Origin of the sequence: Psychrobacter sp. I-STPA6b, assembly GCF_020662265.1 — a bacterium.
Lineage (GTDB): Bacteria > Pseudomonadota > Gammaproteobacteria > Pseudomonadales > Moraxellaceae > Psychrobacter.
This window is the reverse complement of the sequence record NZ_VEWM01000017.1, coordinates 15,956-30,771: the sequence shown is the minus strand read 5'-3', so window position 1 is coordinate 30,771 and position 14,816 is coordinate 15,956. Positions and strand designations below refer to the sequence as shown.

The following is a 14,816-nucleotide window of genomic DNA, read 5'->3' as shown; positions in this document are numbered from 1 at the left end:
AGCCCCTACCCACTTTGATAGCAAACCTTTGGGTTAGTTACCTACTTTGTTGTGCGTTCTTGTTAAGTTTTTACAAACTATTTATGCTCATTTTTCCTCTAATCAAATCTCTAACATTTAATAGGAAAATATGATGAAAAATATTTTAATTACTGGTGGTACATCTGGGATTGGTCTGGCAACCGCAAAACTTTTAGCCAATAGCGACCCAAATACTCACGTTATCATTACAGGTAGTCACGATAAAAAAATGCAACAAGCATTGGCAGAATTACCCAAAAATTGCACTGGTTATATTGCCGATAACATTAACTTAGATTCGATTAATAACTTAGCACAACGTATCAAATCCAATCATCAAAGCCTACAAGGCGTTTTTATTAATGCAGGTATTTGTGAATTTGTCCCCTTTGCTGAAACCACAGATACGCAGTTTCATAAAATGATGATGGTGAATTTTAAAAGTGCTTATTTCACTTTGCAAAAATTATTACCTTATATCAGTGATAACAGTAGCATTGTGTTTACAAGCTCTATTGTAACACAAAAGGCATTTTCTAATACCAGCGTCTATACCGCCTCAAAGTCAGCATTAGAGGGCTTAGCCAGTGTGCTAAATGTGGAATTACAACCACGCAAAATTCGAGTAAATATGGTTGCTCCAGGGGTGACACTTACCTCTGTGTTTGAACGGGCAGGTATGAGTGATGAGCAAATTAATGCCATTTGTGATGAGCAAAAAAGTAATTTGTTAGGGCGGATTATCATGCCAGAGGATATTGCTGGTGCGGTGTGCTTTTTATTATCATCTCAATCTGAGGCAATGCGAAATGCTCGCTTGGTGGTCGATGGCGGACTAACGGTTTAGGGTTGAGCGATTACAAATGGATTAATAAACTTAACCCCTGTTGCTTGAATGTCTTTTACATTTCGAGTAACAAGGGTTAAATCATGCACCATTGCGGTGGCTACCAGTTGTTTATCAATGGGATTATGTGGATTAATTACCATTAATTTCCCCCAGACTTTGGCACAGTCTCTATCAAATAATAAAGCATTATCAACAAAGGGTTTTATGTCATAATCAAACCAATTTTGTAACATAATAAATTGTTGCAAATCATTTTTATGTTTGACCTTCTCTATTCCTTTAATTAATTCACCAATTGTAATAACACTAATATAAACTTCATCAGATAAATTAATTTTATCAATAAACTGTTTAAAGTTTATATCCATATTTCTTTTTCTAAGCTCACTAATTACATTCGTATCATAAAGATAACGCATTATTCTGACCAATCAATATCACGCACAATACTGTCCTCTCTAGCAAAAATGTCTTCATCATCATCGCTTTTTGGTATTCTAAGTAATGCTTCATGCAAATTACGTGGTCTATTTACCATTCGCTCGTTTGCATCGTCACTTTTTTCTAGAACATTCATGATTACTTGCCGTTGAAAAGCCTCCAGACTCACCCCTTGTTCATCTGCCAATGCCTTAAAGCGGGCGACCACATCCTCATCAAGATTATCTATTACTAATGTTGCCATATCCCCTCCTCCTAACACTCACAGCTATTTTGTCTCAATCTTAACATACTATAGTCAATCTAATATAATTTCACCACAAGGCAACCGAACGAAGATAGTACAAGTAGTACATCAAGTGAGGTTAACACCGTGGTGGATTTATATTAGGCAGACTATATAAAACAAAAACTAGCAATCAAAAAAAACTGTCATAATAATAGTTAGCTACTTCTTGTAAATTTTAATCTTATTTTCTAACCCTACTTCATCGCCATCATTGACGCAAAATTTAAAAACTGAAACCACGTCAAACTTCGCTCAAACCCAACTGACTTTAACCGCTGATGATGTTCATCTAAGGTATCAGTAATTAATACATTTTCTAGGGCATTACGTTTACCGCTAATTTCCATCTCACTATAACCATTTGCCCGTTTAAAATCATAATAACGCTCAACCAACCATGCCTCATCTTGCTCATCATTAACATGAATTTTTTCGGTTAATAATAAAATCCCACCTGCCGTTAATGCCTGATAAATTTTTTGTAATACCGCCACACGGTCGGCAACTGGTAAAAACTGCAAGGTTAAATTTAGTACCACCATATCACATGGCTCAAGCTCAACCTCACGAATATCAGCAGTGATAACCTCAATATCATAATCAGGGTAATTTTCTACTAACACTTCACTGGCTTTTTGGGTCATTGCAGGGGAAATATCCACCGCTTTAATTTGCACCTCTGAGGCATCAAATCCACCTGCCTGCTTATTAAGCAGAGCCATACTTGCCCCACCCAGCGAACAGCCCAGATCATAAATTCGGCTAATACGCTCACCCTTATCATTACTTTGGCGAAATTGACAATGACGGCGAGCAAAAATCGGCAACATCGCCAATACCTGCCCGTAGCCTGGCACACTACGGCGTATCATATCAGGAAAGCATGCCACCACTTTTTCATCAAAAGAAAAGCGAGCGACTTTATCTAAAGGTGTGGTAAAAAGGGTATCGTGAGTGGGTGTGTTTTTAGTCATGGCTCTCTATTAATGTATGAATTTGTGTTTCTAAAGTAGGAAGTTCTATGATAATGGTACGCCACAACACCTTAAGATTAATTGAAAAATAACCATGTGCCAGATGATTACGCATACCCTTCATGGCTTGCCATGCAATATGTGAATTATCCTCAATAAAACTAGGATACTTCTGACTAATCTTTGTACTGGCTTCGCCAATAACAATAAAACTAAAAATGACTGAGCGTTGAATGGTTGGATTTTGTTCAAATTCTATAAAATCCAGTGTATTGGTATCATTATTAATATTATCAATGGCTTGTTTAATATGAGACAAATAATCTAACAGTCTAGGCTCAGATGAGGTCATAATCATATCCTAATAACGATTATTAATGGTAACGCCCTTAAATTGGCTTTGCGGTTGATATGACCTGCTTGCGAAAATTAATATGTAAATCTTCTGGTGTGACCACATCCACTGGAGTACACAATAATTGACTTAATGCTTGTTGCAAACCACCCATATCAAATAGTGTCGTTTGCTCTGTGGCATCAACCAAAAAATCAATATCACTATTTGCCGTTTGGCAATTCTCTGCCATTGAGCCAAAAACACGTGGATTTTGCAGATGATACTGTGCGACCAATTGATGAATGGCATTACGATATGGATATAGCTCCTCAAGTGTCATTATTATATCCTCAGTTATATGACCAATATTGCAAATTATAACAAATTACACATCCTCACTTGCACCATTTACCACCTTTGCTAAGCTAAAAGCATATACTCACAAATTAAGGAAAAATTATGCAAACCATTATCTTAGGCGGTGGCTGTTTTTGGTGTACCGAATCGGTATTTTTAGCGGTCAAAGGTGTGCAATCGGTCACTTCTGGTTATGCAGGTGGCACAGCTGATACTGCCAATTATAAAGCGGTGTGTACAGGGCAGACCGACCATGCTGAAGTAATTAAGGTCGAGTTTGATGAGTCTGTCATTACCCTTGACACCATTTTAAATATATTCTTTACCATTCACGACCCAACCACACCAAACCGTCAGGGCAATGATATTGGCAGACAGTATCGCTCTGTTATTTTTTATACTGATGAAAATCAAAAGCCTACTATTGAGAAAACCATCAATAATTTACGTGACATGGGCATTAATGCGGTTACAGAAGTTGCCCCTACTCCTGAGTTTTTTATGGCTGAAGATTACCATCAAGACTATTTTAATAAAAACCCGACACAAGGCTACTGTCAGTTTGCCATTCCGCCAAAGTTGGCAAAGTTAAGACAAAATTTTGCTGATTATTTACGTTAGTTCATACTATGATAAAAGTAAGCTTATTTTAATAAGGAAATTTTATGAATACAGAATTTTGGCAAAATCGCTGGGAGAACAACCAAATTGGCTTTCATCAACCTAAGGTAAACCCAAAGCTAATGCAGTTTTTTGATACCTTACAATTGAATACTGGGTTAAATATTGGGCAAAACAGCGACCATACCTGCTCTCGTATTTTAGTACCATTATGTGGCAAAACGTTGGATATTGGTTGGTTAGCCAAACAAGGCTTGGACGTGGTTGGTATTGAGTTGGCACAGCCTGCTGTTGAGCAGTTGTTTGAAGAGCTAGAGGTGACACCTAATATTACTAAACATGGCAAAGTCACTCATTATCATGCTCAATATGCCGAGCAGAATATTGATATTTGGCAGGGTGATATTTTTGCTGTGCCTACTGAGAAAATTGGGCAGATTGATGCCATTTATGACAGGGCAGCTTTGGTAGCACTGCCTGATGATGAGCCAGATTATCTAAGAACTCGTTATACTCAACAGTTAGTCAAATTAAGCAACTCTGCCAAACAGTTATTATTAACCTTTGATTTAGACCCTGAAACACACGTTTCACCACCACCTTTTATGGTCACGCCCGAAATGCTTCAGCGTTATTATGGTGAGCATTATCAGATTAAACTATTAGATAAAGTATATGCCGATAAAATCACTTCAAGTGGTGCGTCAGGGTATTTTGTCACTTGGTTGTTAACACCACTATAAGTAATGATGTTAGGATTACTTATTCTATAAGTATTTACATTTAATCAAAAAAAGGCAGTAACATGGCAGATTGGACAGAAGGCTATATCAGTGACATTAACTATACTTACGGTTACTACCCTTATTTGAACCCCAATAGTGTTATTATTCCATTTCTAAGAGCAGGGCTTGAAGTACCTAAGTTTAGTACTGCATGTGAATTAGGCTTTGGTCAGGGTATCTCCATCAATACCCATGCAGCCGCCTCTGATATCAAATGGTATGGCACTGACTTTAATCCTGCTCACGCCAGTTTTGCACAAGAGATTGCCGATATAACAGATAGTGATATCCATATTTCTGATGAGTCCTTTAGTGAGTTTTGCAGTCGTAGTGATTTGCCCGATTTTGATTTTATTGGGCTACACGGTATCTGGTCTTGGATATCAGATGATAATCGCCACATCATTACTGACTTTTTACGTCGCAAACTTAAAGTTGGTGGCGTGTTATATATTAGTTATAACACCCTACCTGGCTGGTCTGCTACTGCTCCCATTCGACACATGCTCAATCAACACGACCACATGCTTGGTAGCCGTGGACAAAATATGAAAAAACGGGTACAAGCCTCAATGGACTTTACCCAAAACTTGCTTAATATCTGTCAACCATTAGTTCAACAATCACCACTTATTCCACAAAAAATTGAGCAAATGCAAACACAAGACCGTAATTATTTAGCTCATGAATACTTTAATTCCGACTGGCAACCCATGTATTTTTCAGAGCTTAGTGACTGGTTATCTCCCACTAAAGCTACGTTTGCTTGCTCACCTAATGTCTTAGAAGATTTTCCACACAGTAATTTTACTGATGAGCAACTAGACTTTCTTAACAGTTTAGATGACCCAATGTTTATTCAGTCTGTCAAAGACTATATGCGTAACACTCAGTTTCGACAAGATTTTTGGGTCAAAGGGGCTCGCAATATTTCGACTGCAAAACTAGAAAAAACATGGCAAAACTTACGCTTTTTAATGATATCTAATCGTCAAGATATTACCCTAAATATTGAAGGCAATATTGGTACAATTGAGCTTTTACCAAATATTTATGAGCCTATTTTGGATATTTTAGCTGATTATAAAATCCATCAAGTTGCAGATATTGAACAAGCACTGCCTGATAGCATTAAACAATCACAGTTGTTTGAAGCATTATCATTTTTAAAAGCAAAAAATAATATTATCTTGGTACAAGATGAGCAAGTTATTGAGACTGTCCGTCAGCGTTGTGAAAAGTTAAATCATTACATCTTACAACAAAGCTTGGTTGAGCAAAACATCACTTCATTAGTCAGTCCACTAACTGGTGGCGCATTTAGTTTTAGTCAGTTTGATTTAATTTTTTTACATACCTACCAACAAGGTAAGAAATCAAGTACACAATTAGCAGAGGTGGCATGGCAGGTATTAACACAACAAAGTAAGCATCTTGTAAAAAAAGGAAAAGATTTACAAACTGAAGAAGAAAATTTAGCTGAATTGAACAATATGGCAACTAACTTTATCAGTAATACGTTACCACTTGCCAAGCGTTTACAAATCATCACAGATTAAAGCGATATGATTTAGAGCTTGTATTTATAACCAACAGTACTCACTTTGAATTATAAATATAGGCTTTTAGATTGGCTCATAAATAACAATATCAATGTTATCTAAATCAGCCAATGCTTGTTCAATTTTTGGCTTGACTGCTTGCCAATCAAGTCCACCATTACCTGCCCCTAATGCAGGAATGGCAATGGACTTGACCTGATTGATAATAATAAATTGACACAAATCCTGTAATCCTTCCTCAATCCAAACCATTTGTGATTTTGAACGCCAGTGCTGTTTTTAAAAAAGAATCGCTGGTATTGAGCATACTTTTAGACAATAATAATTATCATTTACCAAATAATAAAAAAGGCACAGCCATGACAGCAGAAACGACAACCACAAAATCATCATTAACTGACGTTCCCGAAACCATGCTTTGGACATTGCATAATCGTGCCAGTGAAGCGATGCGTAGCGATGGCTGTATTGAAGACCCCAAATGTATCAGTATCTATCAAGCCATTGACTATGATTATCAGCGTTCATTTGGTAAACCTGATGGCTCTCATGGCGTCCGCTCACAGCTTTTTGATAAACACGTACGAAAGTTTATCCACAAAAACCCCAATGCGGTGATTGTCAATCTTGGTGAAGGATTAGAAACTCAACGCTTTCGTATCAAATCCCCTGATAGCGTATTGTGGCTATCGGTTGACTTACCTGATGCCATTGCTATGCGTGAACGGTTTATTACCCCTGATGACCAGCACCGCCATATTAGCAAAAGTGTATTAGATAGCAGTTGGTTTGATGATGTGCCTGAGGGTCGTCCTGTATTTATTACTGCACAAGGGTTGTTTATGTATTTTACCCCTGAGCAGTTGCGTCCCTTATTTCATGCGATGGCACAGCGATTTGCAGGGGCAAAATTGATGTTTGATTATTTGAACGTCTATTTTTCGCAAAAAAGCATCAGTGAAAAAGGCTGGATGAAAACGCCGTATTATCGCACTCCACCGATGCCTTGGGGTATTTATCGTGATGAGCTTGAGCCAACCTTATCGAAATGGATTGGCTATCCTATCACTATCAATAATGTTACCTTTTTATATCCACGTAGATTGCGGGTATTACGCTGGTTTGTACAGACTGCCAAAAAACACCTCCCCTTTATTAGTAATTGGTTTCCTGGTATTTGCTGGTTACAGTTTAAAAAGACAAAAAAAACCTGATACATGCCAACACTTTTATTTTTTATAAGGCTTAGGCAATTTTTAAACAGTGAATAGAGGCTTAACCCTCGTACATATTAGCTTGACGGAGTGATGAGTGTTCAACAGTTCCTACTAACAGTCCCTACTAACAATCTCTTGCAACTTATATTGTAATACCTTAGGGTCAATAGGCTTATGTAATACCTCCGAATTAATTTTTTGTGTTTTTGTGATAATCTCAGGTCTGGTATCTGCTGTTAAAATAATGAAATGCACCTTTTCATCAGTCTGTGTTGACTCCATTTTATGTAAGTCTGTAATTGCTGTTATAACATCACCTCCTGTTACAGACTGAGCCAAGCGAAAATCAGTAATGACAATAGAGGGGCGATGGCTTCTAAAAATATCCAGTGCTTCTTCCAATGTCTGTGCAACTGCTACTTGACATCCCCATATTTCTAATAACATCTGCATTGATATCAATACAGTCTCATCATTATCAACCAATAGCAACTTAACACCAACTAAACAGTTATTAACCGTGTCATAAGACGCATCTGAATTATGGGTCTCCGTACAGATAGGCAGACTTACTGAAAACTTAGAACCCTGACCTAACTCAGACTGTACATCAATTTTAATATCCAGCAACTGCGCCATACCTTTCACAATTGCTAAACCCAGACCAAGCCCTTGGTTACTTTTCTTATTACGCTCTAACTGATAAAAAGAATCAAACACATGCTCTATTTCTTCTTGAGTCAAACCACTACCAGAGTCACACACACTAATTCGACAACTAGGCAAAAGTATTGACATTTTTGAGTCTACAGGAATCTGTTCAACCAAAACTTCAATGCTACCTTGGTCGGTATAACGGATGGCATTGCTAATAAAGTTTCTTAAAATTAATGACAACATGGCTGGGTCCGTCATAACCCACACATCTGTACCCTGATAATGTAGCGTCAACTGTTTGGATCGTGCCTGCATGGCAAACTCATCAACCAAACTTTGAATCAAACTATCAAGCTCTGTAACCACAATATGTGGCTTCATCTCTCCTGCTTCCAGATGTGTATAGTCCAAAATAGCATTAAGCATCTCTCGACTCGACTGACTGGCAGTCTGTGCATACTCCACAATCTGGCGTTGCTGTGCATCAAGCTTTGTATCTGCCAAAGTTGCCATAAACAAGCTCAGTGCATGTGCAGGTTGACGCAAGTCATGGCTAGCTGTTGCTAAAAACCGTGTCTTTGCCAAGCTAGCCTGCTCAACTTGTTGAGTCTTAATCCGTAACTGAGAAATAAGACGAGTGTTCTCTAAATATAATAAAATAGATTTTAGAGTGTTAATCCAAGTAAATCGGGAAAACAATATATTTAAAAATAACAAAGCAATGACAACAATAACTAAAACCTTTAATTGATAGTTATCGACATATAGCAGTACTAACCCCCATGTCAGCAAACTGGGTAAAACCAAACTAATATATGCCCGCCAAAACATTGCTATACTAGAAATCGCGCCACCTAACAGTCCAAAGTACAGAACCATTATCACCAGCACTTGAATATAATCCTGAATGTTTGTACAAATAACCTTTGCAACAGCTAATGCCCATAAGCTACCTACCAACCAATTACAAATCAGTAAAACTTGATAAGATGCATAATGTGCTAGATACTCTGCCTGATGACCAGTATATCTCTCATTTACTGTAGAGTCCGCCTTATAAAATGACGACATCAAATGTTCAACTTTTTTCCAGCTAATCCAGCATAGACCAACAAGCCACGCATAAAATACTACCCATACGCCTACCAAAATTTGCTCTATCGTCTCTAAGTAGTAATAATGCCAAACAAATAACAGGATTAAAAAACTTAATGCCCCCATGAATATCAACACGAATGACAAAATGACAAAGATACATTTTAGAAAATTAAGCTGAATATTATTAGAGTGTTTGAGAATCTGATACCAACATAACCAACAAGTCAATGTCGTAATAGTATGATGAATAACCCAAGCAATATTTAGTATTTTTTGATTTATAGTTAAATTAACAGGGTTAGATGCTATAAAGAAAAAGCACAGACCAGTAAAAATAGTACCCGCAATAGCAAAAGGTGCATAACGACGTATCAACCTAATCTGCTCTGCCAGCACTTGCTCAGACTTATTATCATCACACAGTTGTGCCTTGAGTACATCAATGTCATCCATGAACTTCATAACAGCCCCTTATCTTATTCATAACCTATAATAAAGCGCTAATCATCATGTTGAAATTTAGAAAATGACTGTGATGGTACTTCAAGATAGCCTGTTCGCTGCGCAGCCAAAATAATCTGCGTCCGATTGCTCACTTCAAAGTGCTTCATTAGCGTAACAATGTGGTTACGGACCGTATGCTCACTTAGATGTAGCCTAGCTGCAATTACCTTATTACTTTCTCCTTCAGCGATAAGTGCCAGAATCTCAAGCAAACGTGCACTCAAAATAGGCTTTGAGTGCGTCACAACTTCAGTATCCTTCATCTCAAGCATACTTTGCTGACTAACAAAACGTTGCTCTAACAAGCTCTTGACAGCATTGCATATCACTTGTGGTGCTGAGTTCTTATTGACAAAACAACTCGCCCCCAACTCAAGAGCAGTATTGATTTCATGATGATGACTTAGTGCTGACAGTAACATAATCCGAGCCTGTGGCCAGCGTTTTTGTAAAATTGCCATACCATCAATACCATTTAATCCTGGCAGACAGATATCTAACAAAATCACATCAACTGGCTGTTTTACCATCATGACATCACTAATTTTTTCTACTTCAATAATTGTTGCATCTAGCTGTGCTTGTAAAATAAGACGTAACCCCGCCCGAAATAGCTCATGGTCATCAATCAACAATATGCACCCTTTATCATGAAGTAGTGATACATCTTTATGTAACATAAGAGCAATTTCCTGTAATTTTTATGGTTATTACCCACACAAATAATGGTGGGCTCAATAAGCTTTAACTTCAATCATTGTAATTTAGTACATTTATACCATTATCAAGACTCTTCTATCTATCTATACTATAAAGGAGTAACGATTCTAGAAAAACAGAGTGCCTATCTACTCTTAATATATTAAAGAAAACCATTTAATTAACTTTAATATTATTCTACCAGTTCCACAAGTATAATTTTTTATAATCAGCGATATTATAATTTTTCATAATAAAAACTTATAATAAATTTACTTAACAACAGCAATTTACTCAACCCCAAAAAAATATAAGGGATGAAGCCTTAAAAAAATTAATATTACATTGGAACAAGCAAAACAGATTCAACTACCATCAAAAATATATACTCCTATTAAAAGTATATATTTAATGACAGGAAAACAAATACCAGCAAAATAAACCATAGGCATAGTTATCATAGAGACATTCAAGAAAAGTGATATTAAAGAAAAGTATAAAACTTTTGTTGTTCAACCAATATATGAAGATATTATGACAATTTTATGAGACTAGGGCGACATATAGGACAACTCGAATGTTGACACAAGGCTATGAACACTATCTATGGTATTATTTTCAATAAATAGAAGGTTAAAGATATGCGTAAAATATTTTTCAGAGTATTAGGGCTTAATATTTTGTTAATAGCTAGCTGTAGTAGTCAACTATATGCTGCTACACAACACATTGTTGAGAGAAATGAAACACTAAGTGGTATTGCCAGACATTATGGTGTATCACAAACTGCCATTATTAATGCCAACGGTCTAAAAGTACTTGAGCTAAAAGTTAATGACATTCTCCATATACCCGATAGAGAAGACAGTAGCCAATATATTGTCAAGCCCGGTGACAGCTTAACTAGAGTTGCTCAAAAATATAATATTGAAGTCAGTCAGCTTGCTCAAATGAATAATATCCCATCAAATTCATTGTTAAATATTGGTCAACGCTTAACCGTTCCCCAACTCAGCACAACCAACATGTCCAATAGCCGTACAACAACAGCAAGCACCAAGACAAAGAGCAGTTCTCGCTCAGAGCAAAATACAAACTCAAATATCACGCCAAAAGTCAATACACCCAGAGAAAGCTCAGGACAAAAATACAAAGTCGCATATGGAGATAACTTATCTAAAATTGCCAGACAATACGGTATATCTACACAGCAACTGGCTCAAGCTAATAATATGAGAATCAATGATACTTTATATTTTGGGCAATGGTTAACCATACCTACTGATAATCAAATATGCCGTTGTGTACCAAGCCCTGCAAATAAACCCGCAGTCCATACAAGCTCAGCAAGTAGAGCACCTTCAATATATACTGTTAAATCAGGGGATTCTTTAATAAAACTAGCTCAAAGATACAATATTAACGTTAAGGAGTTGGCAGATCTAAATAACATCAATCATTATGACTACCTATTTATTGGTCAAAGGCTGAAAATTCCTGCATCTGCATCAACACAGCGCATAGAAATCGTTAATAGCAATAACGAAAACTATTGATACAAGAATCAAAAATAAAATAGGCTCTGTTAAACATTCAATAAACCCTATATATTAATCAATGCCACCATCAATAATAAAGGTTTGACTCTTTATCATCTCAAGCTATATCTCTATAGCTTGAGATGATACTCTTAAAAATAAAATCAACTTTAGTCAGTAAAATATTCTAAAAATACCAATGTAATTACCTAGATAAAAATATATAAAATTCTGATATAGACCGTATTCTTTAACACTCACACATCAAAAATTTAAGTTTAAATAAAATAGCAGATATACTTTTTAAATATATAAAAAATTATAAACAAACTTCCACTATTATCATCTAATTTTTGCTTTGCAACATATTTCTTTTCTGAAATAGCTACTAAAAAACAATTAAAAACTATTTATATAAAATTAATTATTTTTTAATATTTGCTTGGATTCATAATATCCTCGCAATAATATAATAGTAAGGAAATAAGTAGCAAGCCAACTCTAATGTAATCAGTAAAGTGAACAAATAATAATGTGATATTGATTCAATGACCATAATACATGTCTGGTTCTCGTAACCATATCAACATAAGTCTTTTATTTATGAGTGAATTTGGTTAATCTTACTGATATAACATTTTAAATATAAGAATATGTTTAAAGTGCATTGACACCCCCATTATCTCATTTGATTTACCAAGGATACTCATTACATGAAGTACTTCTCCCTGCCTCTCGCCTTTACAACAATTGGGTTATCACTAATAGCCAACACAGCCTATGCAAATAAGCCACCTGCCCCCGAGCTATCTAATGCTCAATTGCAACAATGCCTCAATAGCTTAAAAAACTCCAGTAAATTCAGAGGTATATCAAACTACACTTTTGAGCAATATCGCCCAAACCAACCTGACCCTAGTGTCATCCAATCGCTCAATTACCAACCCGAGTTTCAAAAGGATGTTTGGGATTATCTATCTGCCTTAGTCGATAAAGAGCGGGTTGATGATGGTATTCGAGCAAAACACCAATGGGCAGATACCTTACGCCGTATTGAAGCACGTTATGGTGTCAAACCAGAACATGTACTTGGTGTCTGGGGCGTAGAGTCTAACTTTGGACAAACATTGGGGAAAAAACCATTATTTGATTCTTTAGCAACCCTATCTTGCTTTGACCGTCGCCAAACTTATTTTCGAGGTGAATACGCCAATGCCCTAAAAATCGTGCAAAATGGTGATATTCATGCCAATGATATGACAGGCTCATGGGCTGGTGCATTTGGACAAACACAATTTATGCCCAGTACCTTTTTAGAGCTAGCAGTCGACTTTGATGGTGATGGTCGCCGAGATTTGGTCAACAGTGTGCCAGATGCCCTTGCCTCAACTGCCAACTTTCTAGTCAAACGAGGCTATCGTCGTGGTGAACCGTGGGGTTATGAAGTAAAAAAACCAGCTAACTACTGGGGAGAGAGTAATCGTAGGAATAAAAAATCTATGAACTACTGGCGGAATCAAGGTTTTACCTTAGCCGATGGTCGTCCTCTACCTTATGACCTCTCACAAGCTGCACTTATCATGCCAGCAGGACAGAATGGTCCCGCATTTCTAGTGGGTAAAAATTTTGATACTTTTTACTCCTATAATGCTTCAGAAAACTATGCACTTGCCATTGCACATCTGTCTGATTTATTGACTCGTGAAGACAGCAGTAAAACTGACTTTATCACGGCATGGCCAACGGATGACCCTGGTATCAGCCGTCAACAAGCCAAAGATATTCAACAAGCCTTATTGAACGCAGGATATGATATTGGTACAGTGGATGGCATCATTGGTGATAATACCCGTAGTGCGATTCAACAATATCAAAGTAGCCATGGGATATTTCCCGCAGATGGACGAGCTGGACAGAAGTTTTATAGAGCAATCATGAACTCAAGCACGAACAATGCACCATCAAGGAGTTCTCTTCGGCAACCAAACTTCCAACAACCAACCCGATATGGACAGTACACCCAGCCAGCCAGCCAATCTGACCGTATGGCACAGCTTATTGAGTCACAGCAAGGCTATCGTCGGGTTGTTGATGCTGATGGTCGTATCCGCTTGGTTCGTGTGGATAAAGGGCATTAAGAAAAAATAACGCTCAATCATAGATAGGTCATAAAATATCAAATAAAGATAAGGGGCTGTATATTTTTATACAGCCCCTTATCCTCATAATCTATATCCAATATGGACACTTAATAAATATAGCTCACTTCATTATACAAATGGCGGTGGATTGGCTTTGCCATTATCACCATCCCAATTGTCACGAGCTTTTTCATCTAGATCTGCTGATGTCTTTGGCTCCCACTTACCATTTTCCTTCCAAGTATCATCACCCCAGTCATCATCTTTATCATCATCCCATTTTTTATAACTTTGACTTGGATTGATACCACGGCGCTTCATATCAGCAACCTGTTCTTCTAGCGTATGAAACTGCTCAGTTTCGTGCATGGTATTTTCAAGATCATCAATCTCATGTTTTAGGGCGTCGTTTTCAGGAGTACTCATCTATCTATTCCTTATTATTTAAATTGATCTCATCAATATGTTCATTATACGAACATCATATCATGGACTATCTTTATACTCTAATTTTCAAGCGTCCATCTCTCAATACTATAATCTCAATATTATAAAACCATATACTGACAAACTCATCTTGAATCTTTCTAGATTCTACTGCAACCACTATCAAGGTGCAATAACAAAGAAGTGTGGTTTTTTAATATATAAATACAATTTTATACTTCTATAGACAACATAACCTTAATCATCATACCTCACTTCATACATCAAATCTTTAGCTC

General features: G+C 36.9%; 15 protein-coding genes and 1 pseudogene. 7 read left to right on the top strand and 9 right to left on the bottom strand.

What is annotated here, in order from left to right; all coding sequences use genetic code 11:
• Window positions 1-130 precede the first annotated feature (130 nt).
• On the top strand, window positions 131-868 hold the full coding sequence (locus tag FHK88_RS02595; RefSeq protein ID WP_227429231.1) for an SDR family NAD(P)-dependent oxidoreductase: 738 nt from the start codon (window positions 131-133) through the stop codon (window positions 866-868).
• Here FHK88_RS02595 and FHK88_RS02590 read toward each other — a convergent pair.
• The 5 genes from FHK88_RS02590 to FHK88_RS02570 all read right to left on the bottom strand — a co-directional run bounded on the left by FHK88_RS02590 (window position 865) and on the right by FHK88_RS02570 (window position 3,252).
• Window positions 865-1,290: a type II toxin-antitoxin system VapC family toxin gene (locus FHK88_RS02590; RefSeq protein WP_227429230.1), complete on the bottom strand. Its 426-nt coding sequence runs from the start codon at window positions 1,288-1,290 to the stop codon at window positions 865-867. The two genes, FHK88_RS02595 and FHK88_RS02590, sit on opposite strands and share 4 nt — an antisense overlap.
• Window positions 1,290-1,556 (bottom strand): FitA-like ribbon-helix-helix domain-containing protein, encoded by a 267-nt coding sequence (locus FHK88_RS02585; RefSeq protein ID WP_227429229.1) that lies wholly within the window; start codon window positions 1,554-1,556, stop codon window positions 1,290-1,292. Before FHK88_RS02585 ends, FHK88_RS02590 begins: the two co-directional genes overlap by 1 nt.
• Window positions 1,557-1,795: 239 nt before the next feature.
• Window positions 1,796-2,575, bottom strand: coding sequence for a carboxy-S-adenosyl-L-methionine synthase CmoA (cmoA, locus tag FHK88_RS02580; RefSeq protein WP_227429228.1), 780 nt, complete (start codon window positions 2,573-2,575; stop codon window positions 1,796-1,798).
• Window positions 2,568-2,927: a DUF86 domain-containing protein gene (locus FHK88_RS02575; RefSeq protein ID WP_227429227.1), complete on the bottom strand. Its 360-nt coding sequence runs from the start codon at window positions 2,925-2,927 to the stop codon at window positions 2,568-2,570. Before FHK88_RS02575 ends, cmoA begins: the two co-directional genes overlap by 8 nt.
• 37 nt (window positions 2,928-2,964) lie before the next feature.
• Window positions 2,965-3,252, bottom strand: coding sequence for a nucleotidyltransferase family protein (locus FHK88_RS02570; protein ID WP_227429226.1), 288 nt, complete (start codon window positions 3,250-3,252; stop codon window positions 2,965-2,967).
• A 119-nt stretch (window positions 3,253-3,371) separates the two neighbouring features.
• Between FHK88_RS02570 and msrA the strand changes: the two genes are divergently transcribed.
• The 3 genes from msrA to FHK88_RS02555 all read left to right on the top strand — a co-directional run bounded on the left by msrA (window position 3,372) and on the right by FHK88_RS02555 (window position 6,234).
• Window positions 3,372-3,890 (top strand): peptide-methionine (S)-S-oxide reductase MsrA, encoded by a 519-nt coding sequence (gene msrA, locus FHK88_RS02565; RefSeq protein WP_227429225.1) that lies wholly within the window; start codon window positions 3,372-3,374, stop codon window positions 3,888-3,890.
• Between the two features lie 44 nt (window positions 3,891-3,934).
• Complete coding sequence (locus FHK88_RS02560) at window positions 3,935-4,633, top strand: thiopurine S-methyltransferase (protein ID WP_227429224.1); 699 nt, start codon at window positions 3,935-3,937, stop codon at window positions 4,631-4,633.
• A gap of 62 nt (window positions 4,634-4,695) precedes the next feature.
• Window positions 4,696-6,234: a methyltransferase regulatory domain-containing protein gene (locus tag FHK88_RS02555; protein WP_227429223.1), complete on the top strand. Its 1,539-nt coding sequence runs from the start codon at window positions 4,696-4,698 to the stop codon at window positions 6,232-6,234.
• 66 nt (window positions 6,235-6,300) lie between these two features.
• Here the strand turns inward: FHK88_RS02555 and FHK88_RS02550 are convergent.
• Window positions 6,301-6,501 (bottom strand): annotated as a pseudogene (locus tag FHK88_RS02550) (Appr-1-p processing protein); the annotation flags it as partial.
• Between the two features lie 35 nt (window positions 6,502-6,536).
• Between FHK88_RS02550 and FHK88_RS02545 the strand changes: the two are divergent.
• A complete protein-coding gene (locus tag FHK88_RS02545) occupies window positions 6,537-7,451 on the top strand; it encodes a class I SAM-dependent methyltransferase (RefSeq protein ID WP_227429222.1) in 915 nt (304 codons plus the stop codon).
• A 114-nt stretch (window positions 7,452-7,565) separates the two neighbouring features.
• Here the strand turns inward: FHK88_RS02545 and FHK88_RS02540 are convergent, their stop codons facing one another.
• Window positions 7,566-9,671, bottom strand: a complete 2,106-nt coding sequence (locus FHK88_RS02540; RefSeq protein ID WP_227429221.1) for a hybrid sensor histidine kinase/response regulator — start codon at window positions 9,669-9,671, stop codon at window positions 7,566-7,568.
• 38 nt (window positions 9,672-9,709) lie between these two features.
• Window positions 9,710-10,393, bottom strand: a complete 684-nt coding sequence (locus tag FHK88_RS02535; RefSeq protein ID WP_227429220.1) for a response regulator — start codon at window positions 10,391-10,393, stop codon at window positions 9,710-9,712.
• Window positions 10,394-11,053: 660 nt separating this feature from the next.
• Between FHK88_RS02535 and FHK88_RS02530 the strand changes: the two genes are divergently transcribed.
• Both FHK88_RS02530 and FHK88_RS02525 read left to right on the top strand, forming a co-directional pair.
• The gene (locus FHK88_RS02530; RefSeq protein WP_227429219.1) at window positions 11,054-11,968 is read left to right on the top strand and encodes a muramidase family protein; all 915 of its coding nucleotides are present in this window, start codon (window positions 11,054-11,056) and stop codon (window positions 11,966-11,968) included.
• 695 nt (window positions 11,969-12,663) lie between these two features.
• Window positions 12,664-14,088: a lytic murein transglycosylase gene (locus FHK88_RS02525; RefSeq protein WP_227429218.1), complete on the top strand. Its 1,425-nt coding sequence runs from the start codon at window positions 12,664-12,666 to the stop codon at window positions 14,086-14,088.
• Window positions 14,089-14,220: 132 nt separating this feature from the next.
• Here the strand turns inward: FHK88_RS02525 and FHK88_RS02520 are convergent, their stop codons facing one another.
• On the bottom strand, window positions 14,221-14,517 hold the full coding sequence (locus tag FHK88_RS02520) for a hypothetical protein (protein WP_227429217.1): 297 nt from the start codon (window positions 14,515-14,517) through the stop codon (window positions 14,221-14,223).
• Between the last annotated feature and the right edge of the window lie 299 nt (window positions 14,518-14,816).

Bases quoted from the DNA above. Each gene is read 5' to 3' on its own strand.
- FHK88_RS02595 (WP_227429231.1), top strand. From the start codon at position 131: ATGATGAAAAATATTTTAATTACTGGTGGTACATCTGGGATTGGTCTG.
- FHK88_RS02590 (WP_227429230.1), bottom strand. From the start codon at position 1,290: ATGCGTTATCTTTATGATACGAATGTAATTAGTGAGCTTAGAAAAAGA.
- FHK88_RS02585 (WP_227429229.1), bottom strand. From the start codon at position 1,556: ATGGCAACATTAGTAATAGATAATCTTGATGAGGATGTGGTCGCCCGC.
- cmoA (WP_227429228.1), bottom strand. From the start codon at position 2,575: ATGACTAAAAACACACCCACTCACGATACCCTTTTTACCACACCTTTA.
- FHK88_RS02575 (WP_227429227.1), bottom strand. From the start codon at position 2,927: ATGACCTCATCTGAGCCTAGACTGTTAGATTATTTGTCTCATATTAAA.
- FHK88_RS02570 (WP_227429226.1), bottom strand. From the start codon at position 3,252: ATGACACTTGAGGAGCTATATCCATATCGTAATGCCATTCATCAATTG.
- msrA (WP_227429225.1), top strand. From the start codon at position 3,372: ATGCAAACCATTATCTTAGGCGGTGGCTGTTTTTGGTGTACCGAATCG.
- FHK88_RS02560 (WP_227429224.1), top strand. From the start codon at position 3,935: ATGAATACAGAATTTTGGCAAAATCGCTGGGAGAACAACCAAATTGGC.
- FHK88_RS02555 (WP_227429223.1), top strand. From the start codon at position 4,696: ATGGCAGATTGGACAGAAGGCTATATCAGTGACATTAACTATACTTAC.
- FHK88_RS02540 (WP_227429221.1), bottom strand. From the start codon at position 9,671: ATGAAGTTCATGGATGACATTGATGTACTCAAGGCACAACTGTGTGAT.
- FHK88_RS02535 (WP_227429220.1), bottom strand. From the start codon at position 10,393: ATGTTACATAAAGATGTATCACTACTTCATGATAAAGGGTGCATATTG.
- FHK88_RS02530 (WP_227429219.1), top strand. From the start codon at position 11,054: ATGCGTAAAATATTTTTCAGAGTATTAGGGCTTAATATTTTGTTAATA.
- FHK88_RS02525 (WP_227429218.1), top strand. From the start codon at position 12,664: ATGAAGTACTTCTCCCTGCCTCTCGCCTTTACAACAATTGGGTTATCA.
- FHK88_RS02520 (WP_227429217.1), bottom strand. From the start codon at position 14,517: ATGAGTACTCCTGAAAACGACGCCCTAAAACATGAGATTGATGATCTT.